This is a genomic window from Pectobacterium colocasium (genome assembly GCF_020181655.1).
In the GTDB taxonomy this organism is placed as follows: Bacteria; Pseudomonadota; Gammaproteobacteria; order Enterobacterales; family Enterobacteriaceae; genus Pectobacterium; species Pectobacterium colocasium.
This window is the reverse complement of the sequence record NZ_CP084032.1, coordinates 3003592-3025832: the sequence shown is the minus strand read 5'-3', so window position 1 is coordinate 3025832 and position 22241 is coordinate 3003592. Positions and strand designations below refer to the sequence as shown.

18 protein-coding genes and 1 tRNA gene are annotated in these 22241 nt (G+C 47.4%); 9 read left to right on the top strand and 10 right to left on the bottom strand.

What is annotated here, in order from left to right:
• The first annotated feature begins 14 nt into the window (after positions 1-14).
• The gene (locus LCF41_RS13565; protein WP_225085066.1) at positions 15-806 is read left to right on the top strand and encodes an FkbM family methyltransferase; all 792 of its coding nucleotides are present in this window, start codon (positions 15-17) and stop codon (positions 804-806) included.
• Between the two features lie 110 nt (positions 807-916).
• On the opposite strand, the gene LCF41_RS13560 is transcribed toward LCF41_RS13565, so the two are convergent.
• Positions 917-1761, bottom strand: a protein-coding gene (locus tag LCF41_RS13560) for an IS5 family transposase (protein ID WP_225085065.1) whose coding sequence is annotated in 2 segments (ribosomal slippage) — positions 917-1416 and positions 1416-1761 — 846 coding nt in all. Because the reading frame shifts where the segments join, the coding sequence is not laid out codon by codon here.
• 431 nt (positions 1762-2192) lie between these two features.
• On the bottom strand, positions 2193-3236 hold the full coding sequence (locus tag LCF41_RS13555) for a glycosyltransferase (RefSeq protein ID WP_225085064.1): 1044 nt from the start codon (positions 3234-3236) through the stop codon (positions 2193-2195).
• 477 nt (positions 3237-3713) lie between these two features.
• Between LCF41_RS13555 and LCF41_RS13550 the strand changes: the two genes are divergently transcribed.
• The 3 genes from LCF41_RS13550 to phoH all read left to right on the top strand — a co-directional run bounded on the left by LCF41_RS13550 (position 3714) and on the right by phoH (position 6473).
• The gene (locus LCF41_RS13550) at positions 3714-4436 is read left to right on the top strand and encodes an RNA polymerase sigma factor FliA (protein WP_015840766.1); all 723 of its coding nucleotides are present in this window, start codon (positions 3714-3716) and stop codon (positions 4434-4436) included.
• Positions 4437-4637: 201 nt separating this feature from the next.
• Complete coding sequence (gene fliZ / locus LCF41_RS13545) at positions 4638-5153, top strand: flagella biosynthesis regulatory protein FliZ (RefSeq protein WP_225085063.1); 516 nt, start codon at positions 4638-4640, stop codon at positions 5151-5153.
• Between the two features lie 531 nt (positions 5154-5684).
• On the top strand, positions 5685-6473 hold the full coding sequence (gene phoH, locus LCF41_RS13540; RefSeq protein ID WP_225085062.1) for a phosphate starvation-inducible protein PhoH: 789 nt from the start codon (positions 5685-5687) through the stop codon (positions 6471-6473).
• 92 nt (positions 6474-6565) lie between these two features.
• Here the strand turns inward: phoH and LCF41_RS13535 are convergent, their stop codons facing one another.
• From LCF41_RS13535 to LCF41_RS13515, 5 genes are all read right to left on the bottom strand, one after another.
• Positions 6566-8152 (bottom strand): methyl-accepting chemotaxis protein, encoded by a 1587-nt coding sequence (locus tag LCF41_RS13535; protein WP_225085061.1) that lies wholly within the window; start codon positions 8150-8152, stop codon positions 6566-6568.
• A 266-nt stretch (positions 8153-8418) separates the two neighbouring features.
• A complete protein-coding gene (locus LCF41_RS13530; RefSeq protein ID WP_225085060.1) occupies positions 8419-9069 on the bottom strand; it encodes an HAD hydrolase-like protein in 651 nt (216 codons plus the stop codon).
• Positions 9070-9419: 350 nt separating this feature from the next.
• Positions 9420-9509 (bottom strand) — tRNA-Ser (locus LCF41_RS13525).
• A gap of 218 nt (positions 9510-9727) precedes the next feature.
• Entirely contained in the window at positions 9728-10366 is a 639-nt protein-coding gene (locus tag LCF41_RS13520) for an RpiB/LacA/LacB family sugar-phosphate isomerase (RefSeq protein ID WP_225085059.1), read from the bottom strand.
• Between the two features lie 215 nt (positions 10367-10581).
• The gene (locus tag LCF41_RS13515) at positions 10582-12615 is read right to left on the bottom strand and encodes a choline transporter (protein WP_225085058.1); all 2034 of its coding nucleotides are present in this window, start codon (positions 12613-12615) and stop codon (positions 10582-10584) included.
• A 338-nt stretch (positions 12616-12953) separates the two neighbouring features.
• Here LCF41_RS13515 and betI point away from each other — a divergent pair, with 338 nt between their 5' ends.
• The 4 genes from betI to LCF41_RS13495 all read left to right on the top strand — a co-directional run bounded on the left by betI (position 12954) and on the right by LCF41_RS13495 (position 17581).
• Positions 12954-13541 carry a transcriptional regulator BetI gene (gene betI, locus LCF41_RS13510; RefSeq protein WP_225085057.1) on the top strand — a complete coding sequence of 196 codons (588 nt, stop codon included), beginning with the start codon at positions 12954-12956 and terminating at the stop codon, positions 13539-13541.
• A 68-nt stretch (positions 13542-13609) separates the two neighbouring features.
• Positions 13610-15082, top strand: coding sequence for a betaine-aldehyde dehydrogenase (betB, locus tag LCF41_RS13505; protein ID WP_225085056.1), 1473 nt, complete (start codon positions 13610-13612; stop codon positions 15080-15082).
• Between the two features lie 19 nt (positions 15083-15101).
• Complete coding sequence (betA, locus tag LCF41_RS13500; RefSeq protein WP_225085055.1) at positions 15102-16781, top strand: choline dehydrogenase; 1680 nt, start codon at positions 15102-15104, stop codon at positions 16779-16781.
• A gap of 146 nt (positions 16782-16927) precedes the next feature.
• On the top strand, positions 16928-17581 hold the full coding sequence (locus tag LCF41_RS13495; RefSeq protein ID WP_225085054.1) for a tellurite resistance TerB family protein: 654 nt from the start codon (positions 16928-16930) through the stop codon (positions 17579-17581).
• A 223-nt stretch (positions 17582-17804) separates the two neighbouring features.
• On the opposite strand, the gene fabA is transcribed toward LCF41_RS13495, so the two are convergent.
• Both fabA and LCF41_RS13485 read right to left on the bottom strand, forming a co-directional pair.
• Entirely contained in the window at positions 17805-18323 is a 519-nt protein-coding gene (fabA, locus tag LCF41_RS13490; protein WP_039353100.1) for a bifunctional 3-hydroxydecanoyl-ACP dehydratase/trans-2-decenoyl-ACP isomerase, read from the bottom strand.
• Between the two features lie 91 nt (positions 18324-18414).
• On the bottom strand, positions 18415-20184 hold the full coding sequence (locus LCF41_RS13485; protein ID WP_225085053.1) for an AAA family ATPase: 1770 nt from the start codon (positions 20182-20184) through the stop codon (positions 18415-18417).
• 177 nt (positions 20185-20361) lie between these two features.
• On the opposite strand from LCF41_RS13485, the gene matP reads away from it, so the two are divergent.
• The gene (matP, locus tag LCF41_RS13480) at positions 20362-20820 is read left to right on the top strand and encodes a macrodomain Ter protein MatP (protein ID WP_180777826.1); all 459 of its coding nucleotides are present in this window, start codon (positions 20362-20364) and stop codon (positions 20818-20820) included.
• Between the two features lie 150 nt (positions 20821-20970).
• Here matP and ompA read toward each other — a convergent pair whose 3' ends face one another.
• Entirely contained in the window at positions 20971-22071 is a 1101-nt protein-coding gene (gene ompA / locus LCF41_RS13475) for a porin OmpA (protein WP_225085052.1), read from the bottom strand.
• Positions 22072-22241: the final 170 nt, after the last annotated feature.

Sequence of the window (22241 nt, the reverse complement as noted above, 5' to 3'; positions counted from 1 at the left end):
TGATGGAGATTCAGATGTTACCAAGAGTTAATTTAATATCAACTGATAATGATAAATATTTGCTTTTTTCAACAAGTGATGTGATATCTACTTCTCTTTATCATCGCGGAGTTTGGGATGAAGTAGTATTAAAATTGTCTGAATTGTTTGTAAGAGAAGAAGTTTCTCCTGTGGTTTTTGATATTGGTGCAAATTTGGGTGCATATACTATTCCTATTGCTAAGTCTATTTCAAAAAACAATGGTGCGGTTTATAGTTTTGAACCTCAGAGAATAATATATTATCAATTATGTGGAAATGTTTTTTTAAACAGTTTGGATAATGTCTATGTGTTTAATAATGCTATTTCTTCCGAAATAGGTAGTATTGAAATGCCGGAAATAGATTATTTTTCAAATTGGAACATTGGTGCTTTTTCTATTGATGAAGAAAGCAGAAAAAAAAGAGGGGTTGAATATAAAAGAAACAATGATACATTTTCGGTCGGAACTTTGAACTTAAATTCAATAACAGGGGATCATAATGTATCAGTAGTAAAAATCGATGTTGAAGGATTTGAGCTTGATGTTTTGAACGGTGCACATGACTTTTTAGAACGATATAATTATCCTCCATTTTTCTTTGAGTGTTGGGAGCTTGATTGGTTTGCAGATAAGAGAAAAGCATTGTTTGATGAAGTTAAAAAATTAGGATACGATGTTTTTAAAATTGGAGATGAAGATTACATTGCACAAAACATGAAACATAAAAAATATTTTGATATTAAATTTGAAAGCGGAAGGATTGAGATAAATAAAATAAAATAATTGATGGTTTTATTTAAAAATGTGAAAGCTAAGGTATAAATATTTATAATTAGATTTGAATTTTTTCTCAGGGATGAGTTGATGTTACACTATGCGCTAGGCTGTGTCCCTTAACTTAACAGTCGCTTCAAAAATAACCGGATCGCCCCCAGTTTAAGCATACTCAGATAATTTCTTGCTGTTTTTTCTGAGCGTGTAGCGATGCGACGATTTTCCTTTAATCCCGCAAAGCAGCGCTCCACAACATTGCGTTTTTTGTACAACCGGCTATTGAGTTTTCTGCGTCTATCCTGACTGGCTTTCTCATTCCGTTTAAAAGGGATGACTGACTTTATTCCCTTAACCTTCAAATAAATACGAAGACTTTTCCCTGAGTATCCCTTATCCGCCAGTACAGCTTTTGGACGCGATTTCAGGCACCCACTTTTACGAATAACACCAACTCGGTTGAGCAGGTCTTTTGCATACTGGCTTTCGTGGGCTTGCCCACCGCTCAGACAGAAACTTAATGGCAATCCGGTGCCATCTGTCGCCAGATGGATCTTGGTGCCAAAGCCGCCGCGAGAGCGACCCAGCCCATGATCGTCGAGTTCATCGGGATGTTTTTTTTAGCTCCTGCAGCGGCTTTCAGGGCTCGAATATTGCTGCCATCAAGCGCGATGACATCCCAGTCAATCAGTGATTTTTCATCCAGAATTTGACGTAGCTTATTGAAAAGGCTGTTCATTATTCCGGTTTTTGACCACCGGTTAAAGCGGTTATAAATCGTTTTCCAGTGACCATAGCATTCGGGTAAATCCCTCCACGGCGCTCCAGAACAAAGAACCCAAAATATTCCATTCATGACATGCCTGTGCGCAAGATAAGGCCGCCCCCCTTTAGCAGAACCTCTCTCAGGTGGCAGCATCGGTGCAATCAGAAACCATGCATCATCAGAGAAATCGTAACGAGCCAAATTGAAGGACTTTTTGTGGTTAAACTATGCTTCGTATTGTACAAAAAATAGTTACGGGACACAGCCTAGTGATATGTATTTATTACCTGTTGACGTGAGCTAAATATGTTGTCTGAATCGCTAGAGATAATCTAGACACTCCCGAATAGTAGATAGACTGCTCCCGTCAGGGCGGGCAATCTGAGCTTACCCTATAATTTGAGTAATGAATAACGTATTAGCGAATCACAATTTACACCTGAATTTAATAAATAACCGTCCGTAAAATCACTGAACGATGTTATTTCGTTGCGGAAGTTTTCGACCGTCTGCATGTTTCTGTGTACAGTACCTAGAAGCAGGCAGTCTATGAGATATAATAATAGCCATCAGAGTCTCCGTGATCTTCTGAAGATTAAAAGTGAGGTCTCGCCAGTTATTATAAAACGGTTTTATTGAGTGATTCGGATTATCCCTTCAAGCGCTAGCTTATACTTCCCGCATCGTTGGTAATAATCAAGAGCTTCAGACTTCATACCAAAACACTCCAATATAACTGCTATGTTGTAATTGGCTTTATACGTTCCAACACCTTGTTTTCGACCTGGCCCCATCTTCGTGCAGAGCTGAAATGCATTGATAGCATTCTGAAAATCAGCGTTATTCATGAGTATTAATGCTTTTAAAAACATGAAGTCGGTTGAGGAGCAGAGATCTTCATATTGTAAAATTTCTAATGCTTTTTCATACTGTGCGGTGTTAATTAAACAATAACCGTAGCATTCAATCAGGACTTCATTGTAATCCTGATGCATACCTTTTTGTAGATGTAGTGATGTTTCAAAACTTTGTGCTGCTCGCTCATAATCTTTCCCCAGATAGTAACTTTTTCCTAATTGATAATGTAGGTAAGCGTCATCACTTGTTTTATTGATGGCGTGTTGGAGTAATGTAATATTTCGAGCGATCTTGTTTTTGTTTTCTATAACTTCTTTTGTGTAACCATTATGAATAAAGGATAGAGGGGCGTCAAAACGTCCATCTGGTGCTTTTCCCGTATTTTTCTTATAAATTTGTTCATGAATAATACCGAAAAATTCATAATAATTTTTATTGAAAATGCGACTTATACGTTCTTGAATTAAATCTGCTTCTTCCGAACTTTCATCATTAGTTACGCTGGCAATTTCTACAGCGCCTACCTGTGTCGGATGTGTGTTAATAAGCTCTGAAAGCAATGCTACATCAAATTTATTAATCACTTCATCGGCATCAACAACTAAAATCCAATCATACTTGGCAAATTGCAGTGAGTAATTTCTCGCAGCAGAGAAATCTGATATCCATTCAAAGTCATAAACTTTGTCAGTAAAACTTCTGGCGATATTTTTTGAGTTATCGGTCGAACCTGTGTCAACGACAACAATGTCGTCAAAATACTTTGCAATTTCTTTCAGCGAGTTACCTAAGTGCAAAGCTTCATTTTTCACGATCATGCAGACTGATATCATTTATACACCACATTTTCAAAGGCTTGATATCTCTCAATACTATATTAATTTATCTGTGATAACAATTTTATACTTGCCCGCCATCGACGATAGATAAAGGGGCCGAGTGAATGCGCGTAGACTTTTATATTATTGACTATAATGCCTTTGGCATCATTAGTGCTTATATCTACCGGTACTAAACGTTTCACATTACAGTTGACTCTCTGAGGGAGAAGTGCGGTTTACCTATTTGTGTCTGCGCTAAATTTGCTCCCTTCAGAAGTAGAGATACATCACAAATTTGGTGTCGTATTACACCCTATGTGTCTACCATTTGTGTTTCTCACCGCAGACTCTTTACCAAATTCTGCCATACATAGCAGGAATAACCCTTCTTTTTTGACGCTATTCAGACGATTGGCTACCCTACCTAAAAGCATAATAGTGTCGATAACATTATCATCGTAGGTATTTGTCACTGTGAGCGATTTGTATACCGCCGAAGGCACAATGGATAAGAATTCCCTCTGGAAGCGCTATGTTCCACTAGTGCGCCATGAAGCCTTGCGTTTACAGGTTCGTCTCCCCGCGAGCGTTGAGCTTGACGATCTGCTACAGGCTGGTGGTATCGGTTTGCTCAGTGCCGTCGAGCGCTATGATTCGTTGCAAGGTACTGCGTTTACTACCTATGCCGTTCAACGAATCCGCGGTTCGATGCTAGATGAATTACGCAGTCGTGATTGGGCTCCACGCAGTGTACGGCGTAATGCACGGGAAGTGGCACAAGCAATGCAGCAGGCTGAACAACAGCTCGGTCGTACTCCAACGGAGCAGGAGGTTGCGCAGGCCCTGAATATCACGCTTGAGGATTATCGTCAGATATTGCTGGATACGAACAACAGCCAGCTTTTTTCTTACGATGAATGGCGCGAAGAACATGGTGACAGCGCAGAGGCTCTACTGGAAGGCAATGAAGATGCGAACCCATTGCATCAACTGATGGAAGGTAATTTGCGCCATCGTGTAATGGACGCGATTGAAAGCCTGCCAGAGCGTGAGAAATTGGTATTGACGCTCTACTATCAGGAAGAGTTGAACCTGAAAGAGATCGGTGCCGTTCTCGAAGTCGGGGAGTCGAGAGTCAGTCAGTTGCATAGCCAGGCGATAAAGCGCCTGCGCGTGAAATTAATGAACGATGTTTAATTGCGCTGCGTAGGAATACTGTTATCAAATATATCTTCAGTCTCTGAAGCGCAGGATCATGGCAACGTTTGAATATTGATGAGTGTTTTTCGTCTGTATTTAAATGATTAATGCTACCTGTTTTTAGCACTCCAACATTTCTGGCGTAATGAAGGTGCTATTGCTTCACATTGAAGTTATATATCGTCATGGAATGGATTCATGCACCCATCAATTCGGAAGAAACAGCTGCTAAGCCGTTATCTGAAAGACTTCAAACACAGACAGACCAACTGTTCCCAGTGTGATAAAGAACTCGACCGCGTTTCACTGGTATTTCGCAATCAGCTCATTAATAAAAAATCGATTGGCAACATCGACAGGCTTATTGATGACGAAATATGGTCCGGTCTGCAACAGGAATTAATCCCACTCTGCCGCTTTTGTAGCGAAATATTATGCAATACGACTGCTAGCTATTTCGATATTAAAGCTTTCACACAGTATCTGATCGAGCAGACTGAAGTCCGCCATAGCACGATGCGCGAGTATGTCATTCGCCTGCGGCGGTTGGACGAACTGCTGGCTGCCAATAACTATCCCACAGAAACCTTTTCCCGGCACCGCGATGGGGTACAGCAGCGCGTGTGTGATTACCTTCCCGATATTGAGCAAAATATTTACCGCAGTGCCTTACGAAAATACGATCAATATCTGGACTGGCAGCGGCATTTCTGACGCACATAATGCGTCATTTTTAGGCTGACATTGCCAAACCATGGGATACTGACTATACGTAAATGTTATGACAGTGTAAAAAATGCTTGCATTCTAGGGGCAAATTATTGCACTGTCATACTACTGAAATCATTCGGCACTAATTTTTAGGCAATGGTTAGCAGTAGTTCTACGATGCGATCAATCATTATTCAGTGGAATAGTCGTTGTCACAGTGAGGAACGCGAATGGTAATGTCCTTTTTTGGACTTTGTAGTCGATGTCAAGATTCTACGCTGCTGACTCGCCGATGCGAGGGATGTTCCTCCCACTTATTTTCAACGCTGTGCCATTCTCTGGTTACCCAAACTTTCCGTGTATTTTCTCTTTCTATCCATCAATGTATTGTCCATTTTCCACTCGGTTCGTGGATGAATCATGTGTATTTTCTGTCCGCTATTGGCTTAATAAGGAAGCCTAACCTCAGTAGTGAGTTAAACGTCACGCGCTGTAGACCAGTGCGGTAAGTGAAACAAACTGTAAGGTGCCACTATGGGAAGACAAAAAGCAGTGATCAAGGCTCGTCGTGAAGCAAAACGCGTTATTCGTCGTGAGTCGCGTAGCCATCGTCAGCGTGAGGAAGAATCGGTCACTTCTCTGGTACAGATGGGCGGGATTGAAGCAATCGGAATGGCGCGTGAGAATCGCGATAATTCTGCTATTCAAGCTCGTACGGCTGCCCAGGAACATTACTTGTCTGCGATAGAAAACAAACAGTTGATTTTTGCCACAGGTGAAGCTGGCTGCGGTAAAACGTATCTGAGCGCTGCGAAAGCGGCGGAGGCACTAATCCATAAAGAGGTTGAGCGTATTATTGTTACGCGGCCGGTATTACAGGCCGACGAGGATCTTGGCTTTTTACCCGGAGATATTGCGGAGAAGTTTGCGCCTTATTTCCGTCCGGTTTACGACATACTTTTGCGTCGGCTGGGGGCTTCTTTCATGCAGTATTGTCTGCGGCCGGAAATCGCCAAAGTCGAAATTGCGCCTTTTGCGTATATGCGCGGGCGGACATTTGAAAATGCGGTTGTGATTCTGGATGAGGCGCAAAACGTGACGGTGAACCAAATGAAAATGTTCCTGACGCGTTTAGGCGAGAATGTCACGGTTATCGTCAATGGTGATGTGACGCAGTGTGACTTGCCTGCCGGGGTGAAATCTGGCCTGCGCGACGCACTGGAGCGCTTTGTTGAGGATGATATGATTGGCGTGGTCTCTTTCGGTAAAGAGGATTGCGTACGTTCGGCCTTGTGCCAGCGTACGCTCCATGCCTATAGCTAAAGCTCATCTTCTATAATAAGGCCCTGAGTATGTTGCACTCAGGGCCTTATTCATTACTGAAGCATCATCATCGAAACATAATAGTGCCGCAGTTATTCATAGATGGTTACTAACTGCAAAGGGCGGGCGGAGATACTATTGCCTTTGCTTGCGCTATTCAATTTGAATTCATCGACAGCATTGCGCAGTTTTGCCGCTTGCTCACTTAAGGAGTCCGCAGCGGAAGAAGCCTGCTCAACCATGGCTGCGTTCTGCTGGGTTACTCCTTCCATCTGATTTACGGCAATATTAATTTGTGCGATACCACGACTTTGTTCCTCTGATGCCAGCGAAACTTCATTGATCAAATCAGATACATTCTTAATGACATCTTTGACATTAATAATGGAGTCTCTGACTTCTCCGGCCTGAGATGAGCCATTTTTAACGGCAGCTTGCGCATTATCTATCAGCGTTTTGATCTCTTTCGCCGCAGAAGATGAACGTTGTGAAAGTGTTCTGACTTCACTAGCGACAACGGCAAATCCACGACCATGTTCACCTGCTCGGGCTGCTTCAACGGCGGCATTGAGCGCCAGAATATTGGTCTGGAAAGCAATACCTTCGATAAGGTTAGTAATTTCGGCTACTTTTGATGAACCATTCGCGATTTCCTCCATGGCTTGAATCATGCGTGAAACAGCATCGTTACCATGTTCGACAACATCATTGGCTTTTCTGCCAAGCAGATTTGCTTGCATCATGTTTTCAACGTTACTTTCTACCGTTGATGATAATTCATGCATGCTGGCTGCTGTTTGGGCAAGTGATGATGCTTGTTCTTCTGTTCTGGCTGAGAGATCAATATTCGCTGTTGCTATTTCGCTTGAGGCAATGGCGACACTTTCGCTTGAAGCATGTACATGGCTTAGAACATCCGCGAAGCGTGTAATTAACGAGTTAAAAGCGAGTGCTGTCTGGCCTATCTCATCATTACGCTGAGCATCGGCTTGTTGGGTTAAATCTAATGTTTCACTAATCGTTGTCAGCTTCTGCCGCAGATTATTTAGACTTGTCCGCACATAGCGCAAGATCATCAGCGATAAAGTACCAGCTAGCACCAATGCACCAATGATGAGTCCGGTTAGCATGAGTGTTGTTAGGTGGAAGTTATTTGTATTATCCGCCTCAAGATTTCGTGCTAAAGTAAAATTATATTGATATTGCTCATTAAATCCTTGAAACAATGTTTTCTCTATTTGAGCGATTTTTAATTTTTCTGAAGAGGCACTGGTTGTGGCTGCGTTTTCGTCAATAGCAGCCATAACTGTATTTTTATAATTGTTGAAGGCTTCGATATTCTGCTTCGACATACTGAGATCGTGATCATCTGAAATATCATTTTTCAGATAGTCATTAATGTTTCTTTCCGTTTCATCTAATGTACTGACTATCTCTTGCTTCTTTTCTTGTTTCTGCTGTGGGTCTGAAATCAGCAGGAATTGTAACAGATACGCCCGTACATCATTGATAGCCCGGTTAGCGGTATTAAGTTTGTCTATGCTAGGCAATGTATTCGTCATCACATATTCAAAACGATCTTTTGATAAACTGAGTGCGTTCAGACCAAATCCACCGACACAGACCAATGCCAGCGCAAAAATGCTCATAGCTAAAGCCAGTTTTTTTACGATTTTCATAGCAATATCCTCCATCGGTAAATATTTATGATATAGCATGGAAAGGCTGTGTTGTTATTTTTAACCAGATAACATTAAGCCAACCTTAATCTTGATGAAGGCGGTAAATTTTTTCATGACGTGGTTTTTATTTTTCTATTTCTAATACGTTTAGAGGGGGCGTGTACGCAGTCAGCTTGGCATTCAAAGTGTTCCGTGAGGGTGAGTGAAAATATACAGAGTGTGATGATGTTCATGTTTTTCGGAAGTGATTATCAAGCTAATTATCAAAGGGGTGATTTTTCAATCACATCATTTAACTGTAACGGGGAACGACATTTTATGCCTGCGTTATGTAGAGACAGTTCCTCTGATGAGCCATATCCCCATAGCACTCCGATGTAAAATACACCATTTTTATGCGCGCTGATAATGTCATCCTTTCTATCCCCAATCATGATGGTATTTTTTATATTCAGATTATGCTTGTGAATCAATGCTGACAAAAGAAGACTCTTATCATCCAGACTTCCATCTTCTTGTGTTCCAATAACATCAGTGAATAATGAGCGGAGTTTTAAATTGGTTAATATTATTTCCGCAAATCGTTGTCGTTTTGATGTGGCGATAAATAACCGATGATTTTTATCTTTTAATTCGCCAAGAGCTATTTTTATTCCGTCATAGAGTGTGGCTTGATAGACACCATGCATGGCATAATGTTCTCGATATATATTAACCGTCTCTATTACTTTATCATCGTTATAAGGCGTGAGTAGTGAGCTAACAACAGTGTTCATCGGTGGACCAATTAACATTGATATGTCAATAAACTCATCTATAACATGTCCTTGCTGGCGCATGGCGTAAACTAGGCTCGAACGTATACCAGGTAATGAGTCAATGATTGTCCCGTCCAAATAAAAAATGATATTCATCACGACACCTTTTTAGCACAACACTTATTCGCTATTTCTCAGCTTAATATATTTAGCCTACGATGCCTCACCGTTTATAAGCTGCCTTAGCTTTATTTACTCGCTGTTGCCCGTAATGCTTGTGTTGGATTTGTGTTTTCTTCTTCAGCAAGATGGGTGTTTAACTGTTGTAGAAGCGTTTAATGTCGAAAGTGTTGTGAGTTACTTTAAATCATTGCGGGTATGAGTATGCCATAGAGATTGGGCCACCGTTGGCGGCCCAAAACGCCAATCCTGTCAAGGCTTCTCATCCGTTCTAGTATCATAAAAGAAAACGCCCCTGACGTGAGTCAGGGGCGTTTTCTTTTATATGGCGGTGAGGAAGGGATTCGAACCCTTGATACGTTTTCACGTATACACACTTTCCAGGCGTGCTCCTTCAGCCTCTCGGACACCTCACCGGGGGTTACCTACAAGGGGCAACGGGGCGCTACTATAGGGAGTCGCTTAGCTCCGGTCAAGCAGTATTTAGCGCGAACGGTGCGGCTGGCTAAGCATTGAACGGTAACGGATAGTCCGCGTAATAGTGTCGTTAAGATGTAGGCAAAATGGGTGGGTAATGGGCATAAAAAACCACAGACCGCCATGGCCTGTGGTGTGTTTGTCAGCGAGTGGACGATTACGCCAGCAGCGTTTTGATGTAGCTGGTCAGTGCTTCGTCTTTGCTGTTAGCGAAGAAGTATTCCTGGAATTTAGGACCAGCAACGGCGCCTTTAACCAGATCCTGATCGAGGCCTTTCAGAATGGTGATCAGGTCGTTGTAGGTGACTTCTTTTACGGCATCCAGGATTTTCTTGTTACGTTGTTGAGGAGCAACGCGATCGCTCGGATAGCCTCTGCCGCCTTCTTCTTTGAACAACTGGGTAAACAGGTTTTCCAGGTTCAGTTCAGCGCCCCAGCCAAAGCCTTTAGCGTAAGGAACAGATACAGCGTTACCGTTGTTGATCTGAGAGAACAGGTAAGCATCAGATGGGTCAACAACCAGACCGCAGATTACGCCAGGGAAGGAGTTACACGCCAGCATCGCGCCTTGGCCCGTACCACAACCGGTCACAACGAAATCAGCAGCGCCAGAGTTCAGCAGGATTGCAGCCAGAATACCGTTCTGGATGTAGGTCAGCTGTGCGGTATCTTCAACGGCGTATTGACCGTAGTTGTGTACAGTGTGGCCCAATGGTGCAACCGCTTTGGTCAGAGACTCGGCGATGATGGCGTTTTTGGCAGCCTGGCTGTTCTCGTTAATCAGTGCAATTTTCATGTTCGTTCCTTTTTTGTGACGGACAAATACATTTTTTAAAACTGTATTTCAATTTGATGTGTGCAGTATACCGTTTCAAAAATAAAGCGCAAATCGTGGAAGCAAAGAATGCGGCACAGCCCATAGATTCAGGAAAAACACGATGAACGGAAAAGCGATAGTAAAGGTATAACCTATTGAAAAATGGCGCTGTATTTCAGCGCCATAGGGGAGGGTTAGGCATCCGGGAAGGTTAGCGTATTACCGGGTGCTTCTCGATTAAGATGAAGAAAATTCAGGTGGCGCTCGTACTGATCCAGAATGTCGTTAATCACCTGTTCTTTACTGTAGTCCATCAGGTCATTCCCTTGACTTCCTTCCAACAGGAAAGTCTCAAGGCGGTAATAATCTGATTTCCCCGAGCGAGCGCGGTAGGTAAAGGCAGGGACGCTATAGCGCTGTGGCCAGATTTGATAAAGGAAATTCTGTTCATCACCCAAATCCACCAGCAGTTCGAGATGGTTCAGACGCTCATCTTCGACAGGTGGCAATTCGCTGACTTCAACGCTGGCACCGCGCAGGCGCAGTTCACGTGCAACATCCTCCATCGCCGCTTTACAGACGTTATCCAGCATTTTCTGTGTATGCGTTGTACCAGGGAAATTCATGACGCGTGAGATACGTTGTTTCCAATTCAAACGATCGTCGCCTGAAATGGGCATTGGTGCCGAGGTTTGTAAGGAACTGGCTTTACGGTAGTCCTCCACGCGTAGTGATTTATATAACCCGGCCATAATAAAGAACATCACAAAGCTAAACGGTAATCCCATGATGACGGTGGTGTTCTGTAATGCTGACACGCCGTTTGTCATCAGCATACCTAGCGTCAGCAGGCCAATCGCGACTGACCAGAAAATCCGCAGCCAGTTTGGCGCGTCATTGTTGATGTCGCCAAGGCGAGAAGTAAAGTTACCCAGTACCAATGAACCAGAGTCAGCAGAGGTGACATAAAACAGCAGGCCGGTAATGGTCGCGACAGAGGCGCTCAGGCTGAAACCAGGATACTGAGCCAGCAGGCTATAGAAGCCGCGCTCTGGGTGCTGCATAACTTCATTGGCAAAGTCCAGATTACCGTGGATGACCTGATAAAGCGCGCTGTTGCCGAAAATGGAGAGCCACAGCAGGGTAAAGACAAACGGAATGATCAGCGTGCCGACAACGAACTGTCGAATCGTTCTGCCGCGTGAGATACGTGCCAGAAATAGCCCGACAAACGGTGCCCACGCCACCCACCATGCCCAGAAGAACAGCGTCCAGCTATTCATCCACTCGGTTGGGCGATCGAACGCAAAGCTATTGAGCGTCATGCCCGTAAAACGGTTGATGTAATCCCCGACGTTCAGCACCAGCGCATTCAGCAGAAACTCGGTATCGCCCCAGAAGAGCAGAAAGAGAATTAAACCCAATGCAAGCAGGACATTAAGCTCGGAGAGGAAGCGAATGCCGCGATTGACCCCGGACGTCACGGAAACGGTCGCCATGATCACGGAAAGCAGGATGAGCGAGGCCTGAACGGTGAGATTCTCTGGGATCTGGAACAGGACTTTCAGCCCATAGTTCAACTGAACGACGCCGATGCCCAGCGTGGTGGCGATACCGAAGATGGTCCCGAGTACGGCCGCGATATCAACGCTGTGGCCAATCGGGCCATTAATGCGTTTACCAAAGATAGGGTATAGGGCGGAGCGAATCGTCAGCGGCAAATTATACCGGTAGCTGAAGTAGCCAAGCGCAATACCCATCAACGCGTACATTGACCAACCGGTTAATCCGTAGTGAAACAGCGTCCAGACCATCGCCTGCCGTGCCGCTTCCATCGTCTGACCTTGTCCTTCCGGCGGCATCATATATTGCGTAATGGGTTCCGCGACGGAAAAGAACATTAAATCGATGCCGATCCCCGCCGCAAACAGCATTGCGGCCCAGCTCATCAGGCTAAATTCAGGTTTCGACTGCTCTGGCCCGAGCTTGATCGAACCAAAGCGAGATGAGGCGATGAAGATGACGAAAACGATGTAGAGCGTGGCGGCGAGCAGATAGTACCAACCAAAGGTCGCAGAAACCCAGTTAAGCGCGTGGGTAATCCAATCGTTCGCCTCTTTGTTAAACAACATGGTCATCAGCGAGAAGGTCAGGATGAGTCCCGCTGATGTGTAGAACACGACAGGATTCAGGCGATCCTGTTGAGTGGTCGTTTCTGATGTTGGCATGGTTATCCCTTGCGTTACGTGAACAGATACTCTGATTCCTCTCTCCACGAAGCGTGCTTAGCGCATACCAAGAATGGGGCGCAGGACATCCGCTGAGTACGCTTTCCGTTGAAGAAGGTCATCAGAACAAAAAAGAAATTATTCTTTTTAAGTTGGAGTTATCGTCTGAACTCAAACTACTTTTCGTGATAATTGATACAGATTTTTAACCTTTCAGCAATAAAAGATATTCATTTTTTATTGAACGTTCAATCAAAAAAAAGTTTAATGGGATAAATCGGATCATGAATCATCGTCTTTTACCGTGATTCATCACGCAAAAATGAAGGGGAAATGCAGTGCCTAAAGTCGGAATGCAGCCCATCAGACGGCAGCAACTCATCGAAGCGACGCTGGCCGCGATCAACGATGTGGGGATGCACGACGCCTCGATCGTACAGATTGCCCGACGTGCGGGAGTGTCGAATGGCATCATCAGCCATTACTTCCGCGATAAAAATGGCTTACTGGAAGCGACGATGCGCTACCTGATTAGTCATCTGGGGCTGGCGGTGAAATCAAGGCTGTTGAGCCTGACAGAAAACACGCCTCGTGCACGCTTGCGGGCGATTGTTCAGGGAAATTTTGATGATAGCCAGACGAATAGCGCGGCGATGAAAACCTGGCTGGCGTTCTGGGCCAGTAGCCTGCATTCCCCGATGCTCCATCGGTTACAGCAAGTGAACGATCGTCGGCTTTACTCCAACCTGTGTGTCGAATTTAGCCGCTGTTTACCGAAGGATAACGCGCGTATTGCGGCAAAAGGGTTAGCGGGTCTGATCGATGGGCTGTGGCTGCGCGGTGCGCTAAGTCATGACGCCTTCAACCGCGAAGAAGCGTTGAGCATTGCCTACGACTATATCGAGCAGCAGCTCACTCGCGCCTAATCCTTCCTTATCATTTTGCCTTTTCTGCCCGGAACGCATATTCGGGCAGCCACCAGACAGGAGAAGTTATGTCTCGCTACGGTTTACAACAGCTTTATATCAACGGCGCTTATGTCGATAGCACGGGTGACGATACGTTTGATGCGGTGAACCCCGCGAACGGTGACATCATCGCCCAGCTTCAATCGGCCACGGCTGCTGACGTTGACCGAGCGGTCAGCGCAGCCGCAGCAGGGCAGAAGATATGGGCGGCGATGACAGCGATGGAGCGCTCGCGTATTTTACGCCGTGCCGTGGATATCCTGCGTGAGCGTAATGATGAACTCGCCTTGCTTGAAACGCACGACACCGGCAAGCCGCTCTCAGAAACGCGCACCGTCGATATCGTGACCGGTGCGGATGTTCTGGAATATTACGCGGGGTTGATTCCCATGATCGAAGGGCAGCAGATTCCCCTGCGTGATACCTCGTTCGTCTATACCCGCCGGGAACCGCTTGGGGTGGTCGCTGGCATCGGTGCCTGGAACTACCCCATTCAGATCGCATTGTGGAAATCGGCCCCTGCGCTGGCGGCTGGCAACGCGATGATCTTCAAGCCCAGTGAAGTCACGTCGCTAACCGCGCTGAAGCTGGCAGAAATCTATACCGAAGCGGGCTTACCCGCGGGCGTATTCAACGTACTGACGGGAACGGGGCAATCCGTTGGTCAGGCGCTGACCATGCATCCGGGGATTGCCAAAGTCTCTTTCACGGGAGGGATCGCCAGCGGAAAAACGGTAATGGCCAATGCCGCCGGCTCGACCTTGAAAGCGGTCACGATGGAACTGGGTGGGAAATCGCCGCTGATCATTTTTGCTGATGCCGATCTGGATAAGGCCGCGGATATCGCCATGATGGCGAATTTTTTCAGTTCAGGACAGGTGTGCACCAACGGTACGCGCGTCTTCGTTCCACAGGCATTGCAGGCGCAGTTTGAGGAAAAAATTCTGGCTCGCGTTCAGCGCATCCGTATCGGTGACCCGATTGACGAACAGGTGAATTTTGGTCCACTGGTTAGCTTCCCGCACAAAGAATCCGTATTGCGTTACATCGAAAGTGGAAAACGCGAAGGCGCTCGCGTGCTGGTGGGTGGCGAACCGATGACTGACGAGAAATATGCACAAGGCGCATACGTTGCCCCGACGGTGTTCACAGATTGCCGGGACGATATGAAGATTGTGCGGGAAGAAATCTTTGGCCCGGTCATGAGCATTCTGACGTATCAGGATGAGGATGAGGTTATCCGTCGTGCCAATGATAGCGAGTATGGGCTGGCGGCTGGCATCGTGACCAGCGATTTGAATCGGGCACATCGGGTTATTCATCAGCTTGAAGCAGGGATTTGCTGGATCAATACCTGGGGCGAATCTCCGGCTGAGATGCCTGTGGGCGGCTACAAACATTCGGGTGTCGGACGTGAAAACGGCATAACAACATTGGAACACTATACGCAAATTAAGTCTGTACAGGTTGAACTGGGTGAATTCCGCTCGGTATTTTAAACGAAGGGGAGAAAGCCTAATGGAATATGATTACATCATTATCGGCGCGGGTTCCGCTGGCAATGTGCTGGCGACGCGTTTAACAGAAGAAAGCGACGTGAGCGTACTGCTGCTTGAAGCGGGTGGCCCGGACTATCGGTTGGATTTTCGCACGCAAATGCCTGCGGCATTAGCGTTCCCGCTACAGGGGAAGCGCTATAACTGGGCTTATGAGACTGACCCTGAGCCTCACATGAATAATCGCCGTATGGAATGCGGTCGTGGCAAAGGGTTGGGTGGGTCATCGCTGATTAACGGCATGTGCTACATCCGTGGCAATGCGATGGATTTTGATCACTGGGCGACGATGCCGGGTCTGGAGGACTGGAGTTACCTTGATTGCCTGCCGTATTTCCGCAAAGCAGAAACGCGGGATGTGGGATCGAATGACTATCATGGTGCGACGGGGCCAGTGTCGGTGACCACACCGAAGATGGGCAACAACGAATTGTTTCACGCGATGGTTGAAGCGGGTGTACAGGCAGGGTATCCGCGTACGGACGATCTTAACGGCTATCAGCAGGAAGGGTTTGGGCCGATGGACAGGACCGTTACGCCTAAGGGACGTCGAGCCAGTACCGCGAGAGGTTATCTGGATCAGGCAAAAGGCCGTAAAAATCTGACCATCGTGACGCATGCCTTAACCGACACGATTCTCTTTGACGGAAAGCGCGCCATTGGCGTGGCTTACTTTAAAGGCGACAATGCGGAGACGGCAAAGGCACGCCGCGAAGTGCTATTGTGTGCAGGCGCGATCGCCTCGCCGCAGATCCTGCAACGTTCCGGCGTGGGGCCGAAAGATCTGCTTCAGCGTCTCGATATTCCCGTCGTGCACGATTTGCCAGGCGTCGGTGAAAATTTACAGGATCACCTGGAAATGTATTTGCAATACGCCTGCAAAGAGCCGGTATCGCTGTACCCCGCGCTGCAATGGTTTAATCAGCCGAAAATCGGGGCGGAATGGCTGTTTAACGGCACAGGTGTTGGAGCCAGCAACCAATTTGAGGCGGGCGGCTTTATTCGCAGCCGTGATGAGTTCGCCTGGCCGAACATTCAATACCACTTTCTCCCCGTTGCGATTAACTACAACGGTAGTAACGCGGTAAAAGAGCACGGGTTCCAGGCTCACGTCGGTTCTATGCGCTCACTGAGTCGGGGGCGTGTGCAGGTTCGATCCAAAGATGCCCGTGAGCACCCCAGCATTCTGTTCAACTATATGTCGACTGAGCAGGACTGGCAGGAGTTTCGCGATGCAATCCGCATTACGCGTGAAATCATGGCGCAGCCCGCGCTGGATAAATACCGTGGGCGAGAAATCAGCCCTGGGTTAGAGGTTCAGACCGATGAGGAACTGGACGAGTTTATCCGCACCCATGCTGAGACGGCATTCCATCCCTCTTGTTCCTGTAAGATGGGAGAAGATGAGATGGCGGTGGTTGATGGGCAAGGCCGGGTCCACGGTATGGAAGGGTTACGAGTCGTGGATGCCTCCATCATGCCGCAGATTATTACGGGGAATCTTAACGCGACAACCATCATGATTGCCGAGAAGATTGCCGACCGAATCCGCCGTCGCCAGCCGTTGCCGCGCAGCAAAGCGCGTTACTACGTGTCGGGAAACACGCCGGTCAGAAAAGCACCGCTGAAACCCGCTTCATAACGCTCCTCGCATTGCCAGATGGGCTGCCCAGAAAGGGTGGTCCATACTTTTCATTGTTATACACAATCTGACAAACAAAGGCCTTCCGCACGATTACTATGGGTGATAACACCATCAGTGATGTCACTTTTCCTTGAGGAATGAAAATGAATAATTGGCTGCAACAGATTCAGGGCTTATTAAACTCCGGTAGCAAGCAGGGGAATCATCATCAAGGGGGCAAAAACGGTAATTTGGGCGACATGCTGAAGCCCGCTGCACTGGGCGGTTTGGCTGGCGTCTTGTTGTCGAATAAATCCACGCGGAAGATCATGGGCTCATTGGGTAAGAATGCGTTGATCATTGGCGGCAGCGCTGCGGCGGGCGTAGTGTTGTGGAACCAGTATAAGAAACGCGTTCGCGACACGCATCAGGACGATCCGCAGTTTGGCACCCAATCCTCAGCCGACACTATCCGCGCCCGTCGTCTGATTCAGGCTCTGGTTTTTGCTGCTAAAAGTGACGGCCACATTGATACCACCGAGAAACAGCGTATTGATGAAAACATTCAGCAACTGCAACTGGGCAGTGAAGCACACCGCTGGGTACAGGAAGCGATAGAGCAGCCGCTTGACCCGGTTCTGTTGGCGAAAGATGTGAAGAATGAAGAAGAGGCACTTGAGATCTACTTCCTAAGTTGTGCCGTCATTGACGTCGATCACTTCATGGAGAAAAGCTATCTGGATGCGTTAGCGACCGAATTGAAGATACCGCAAGATGTACGGCAGTCGATCACCAATGAGCTGAAAAGCCCGTCATGATAGGGCGTAATGCTGTTCACTTAAGCATGGATTTAGGGGGAAACACGGTGATGAGGTTCCCGTAGGGATACCTCGCACCGTGGTAGCCCCCGGTATCTCGATTCTTAAACGATCGGCATTAGTCATGATAGGGCGAGTGGTTTATGCTGGGATAAGATAGTGTTGAAGAGATAAAACGGATAACGCGGGCGAAAGGTGTTTCGCCCGCAGTGCTATCTGACGCTTAGAAAGCGCTGGTGTCTTTGAACAGACCCACTTTCAGTTCGTCTGCGGTATAGATCTGCTGACCGTCAACCAGTACTTCGCCATCAGCAATACCCATCACCAGGCGGCGATTGATCACACGTTTGAAGTGAATGCGATAAGTCACTTTCTTCGCCGTCGGCAGCACTTGTCCGGTGAATTTGACTTCACCCACGCCGAGAGCACGGCCTTTACCTTCGCCACCTAACCAGCCCAGATAGAAACCAACGAGCTGCCACATGGCATCCAGACCGAGGCAACCAGGCATCACCGGGTCGCCGATGAAATGGCAACCGAAGAACCACAGGTCAGGCGTGATATCCAATTCGGCTTCCACATAGCCTTTGCCATACTTACCGCCGTCTTCTGTCATTTTAACGACGCGGTCCATCATGAGCATGTTAGGGGCGGGTAACTGAGGGCCTTGCGGGCCAAACAGCTCGCCACGACTGGAGGCAAGGAGGTCTTCTTTTGTATAGGATTCGCGTTTATCTACCATGGTCTCTGTAAGCCTTATTTTAATGAAGCACGCAGGTTAGCGTACAGCTGTACGCTGGGCAAGTCTGTTACGTCTGGTTGAACCAGTTGGTTTAACGGAAAAACCAAGGGAAACGTCGGCGTTCCTGCGGTGCAAGTTGTCCAATACGCTCACGGATCGCGGCCAGCAGATTTGGCTGCTGCTCATCGTCATAAGCGAAGTTGGTCAATAATGACAACGCTTCTGGCGCGGTTTCTACTGGGAAAAGATGGAATTTCCCTTGGCGCACCGCGTCAACGACCTCTTCTTGTAAACAGAGATGACGTAGGTTAGCCACCGGTAAAATCACGCCCTGTGTTCCCGTCAATCCGCGACGCTGGCAGACCTCAAAGAAGCCTTCAATTTTCTCATTCACGCCGCCAATGGGTTGCACACGACCAAACTGATCGACGGAACCGGTCACTGCGAATTGCTGATTGATTGGCCGTAAGGAGAGGGCGCTGACAAGCGCACATAGCTCCGCCAAAGAAGCACTGTCACCATCCACTTCGCTGTATGACTGCTCAAAGACCATAGACGCGGAGAAGGGAAGCTGTTGATCGAGCTCCAGTTCCGTAATCAGGAACGCCTGCATGATCATCATGCCCTTCGCGTGCAAATTGCCAGCAAGCTCGGCTTTGCGCTCTACGTCCGTGAATTCACCGTCGCCAGCGTGAACGACGCAGGTGATGCGCGTTGGTTCACCAAAGGCAACTGGATAGCCAGGGAACTCGAGTACGGATAGGCCATTAACCTGGCCGACGACTTCGCCTTCCGTTTCAATCAGGATCTGACCTAATTCTATTTCATCCTGCATTCGCTCACGCAGGTAGCCTTCACGCCACTGGCGCGCGGCAACGGCATCAACCAGCGCCTGTTCCGTGATCTGACCATCTCTGGCATACAGCGAAGCATATTTTAGCTGGTTGATTAACCAGCGTGGGCATAATGGCAAATTACCCTGATCGCCGCTGTAGCGCACTGCGACGTTGACGAAGGCTGGCCAGGCATCAGCGTCTAGTAGCGGTAGTTGATTCTCGCTGCATAGTGCATTGATGTAGGCACACCAGCGCGCCATGTCATCGGTTTCAATCAACTGCAATTGCGCTTCAAACTCGCCGTAAATTGCGTGCTCGCCTAATTCCGGTTCCATGTCATGAATATCAGCCAGACTCTCGCGGTCACCGAGAATAATCAGGCGAATATCAAGCGGCATTGGGGGCACATCAACGGGCAGTGGCTTACGCTCATCGGGTGATAACCAGCGGTAGCGTCCCTCAGCCATAATCTGCTTCAGACGCAGCCACATTAAAGGCTGAGCCAACAGTGCTCTGGCTGACAGGATCAGCGTACCGCCATTAACCTGATGAATCAGTCCTGGATGCAGCGTGATTTCATCGTGAAAACTGCGCACACAGCCGAAGAGCTGTTCAGGTTCGATCCATTCCTGGTAGCCACAGGACTGCTGTGCGGCAAAATTATCCGCAGGCTGTGTGGCTGGTTCGACCCGGATATGACGACCCTCAATGATATATTTACTGCCATGTATCGCCCCGGAGTCTGGCCTGATTGCGCTTAGCGCACGGGCGATCAATGCCATATATTCATCGTTCTCCTGCGCTTTCAACAGCATAAAGCGAGAAGGCGATCGAGGGTGGCAAAAGAGCGTCAGACTGTCTGCAAGACGCGACTGAATAGCGGAAAATTCAGCAGGAGCAAGCTGAGCTGCCTGAGTGAATAGCGTTTGATAAGGCGTATTATTGGGCAGTAAATGCTGCCATGAGAGTCGGTTACTGGTCAAAGTATCAATGTAATCGTCTGATGGAAAACCGTGATTATACAAGAATAATGTCGAGTGCACATAAGGAGAGTCATCTCCCCGTCATCTTTAGCATATTGAAGCCCGAGCCGTGCTTGGCTGATTGTCTTAAAAGCTGTCAAAAAATCGCCAGAAAGCGGTTAAAATCGGAGAAAACTGTTATGCTGAAAGTAACGTTACGCGGTCACTGAAGAATTTAATATGAAATATCAACAACTAGAAAATCTTGAGTGCGGGTGGAAATGGAAGTACCTGGTGAAAAAACACCGGGAGGGAGAAGAGATCACGCGCTTTCTGGAGCAAAGTGCTGCGGACGAAGCGGTACAGGCATTGCTTAAAATGGAAAACCAGCCGGTGAAAGTGCTGGAGTGGATTGCACAATGTATGAATCCAACCTTAGAAAATCGGATGAAGCAGACGATCCGCGCACGGCGTAAACGTCATTTCAATGCAGAGCACCAACATACGCGCAAGAAATCGATCGATCTGGAATATTTGGTCTGGCAGCGTCTCGCGGCTTTGGCTCAACGACGCGGAGTGACCTTGTCAGAAACGATAGTGCAGCTAATTGAAGATGCTGAGCATAAAGAGAAATACGCCAGCCAGATGTCGTTGCTCAAGCAGGATCTCAAAGCTATTCTGAATAACGACGAGATGTGATCGGCGCTTGGCATTTAGCTTGTCGATAAACAGGTGTAAAAAAGCAGAGAGCATTTTTCAACGTTGCGCAGCAACGGCCCGTAGAGTGATGGGCAAGAATGTCGGTCATAAAAAAACCTCGCCGGAGCGAGGTTTTTTTTCGTTAATAACTTAAGCCTGAGGCTGAGTTACAACGTCTTTGATGCCTTTAACTTCGATCTCTACGCGACGATCTGGTGCCAGGCAGTCGATCAGCGCAGCACGAGGTTTCACGTTGTCACAGGTAGAACCGGTAACAGGTTGAGATTTGCCCAGGCCACGAGCAGAGATTTTGTTCGCAGGGATACCTTTAGATACCAGGTAATCAACAACGCTCTGTGCGCGTTTTTCAGACAGGGCTTGGTTGTATTGCTCTGAACCTAAACGGTCAGTGAAGCCCAGAACAACAACGGAACCGTCTTTCGGATCCAGAGAGCTCAACTGAGTGTACAGTTGATCCAGTGATTGCTGGCCTTCTGCTTTCAGCGTTGCTTTGTTGAAGTTGAACAGGACGTCAGATTTCAGCGTGAAACGCTTGGTTTCAACAACTGGAGCCGGAGCTGGAGTTGGAGCCGGAGCAACAACTGGTGCTACACGGTCATCTTGACCGAAACGGTAAGACAGGCCAACGCTCATCAGCATGTTGTCTGGACGGGCACCAACGGTACCAGCATCACCAATGTTGCTTACCCACTGGTAGTCAACACGAGTAGCCCAGTTTTTGTCGATAGCGTATTCAACACCGATCGCAGCCAGCGGAGAAACGCCAGTGTCGTCGTTATTGATGTCAGCTCTTGTACCGGTGTTTACAGAGGTAGCTGCATGGCTGTCTGCGCGCCATACCATGCCGCCCAGACGGGTATAAACATCCAGATCTGGCAGAACTGGGTAGCTCAGTTTAGCAGCCAGTTGGATGCCCTGTGCTTTGAAGCTCGCACTGTCTGCTGCACTAGCAGTAGAACCTGCATACTTCATGCGGCCCAGCCAGTCGTAGCCCAGTTCAAAGCCCAGGTACGGGTTGGCTTGATAACCAACAAATGCGCCCGCGCCTAACTTGCTTTTGATTGGGTTGTTGTTGACACCAGTGTAACCATTTCCGTAGAAACCAGTATCGTGGAATTGAGACACACCCAGTTTACCACCGGTGTACCAGGTATTGTCTTTAGGAGCTGCTTGCGCGACGGTCGCGAAGCCAGCCAGTGCCACTGCAACTGCGATAGCTGTTTTTTTCATTTTACGCCTCATTATCATCCAAATCGGTAATTAACCTGAGGGGCTAATAAACCTTTGGTTAAAATCCTTTGGTTGGAGACTTTGCCCTTATTTATGACTTACTGTCAGTCAACTGACGTTATAAAAGAGCAACTCCAGCGAGTTAAAGTCTACAACGTGATGAGAAAGTT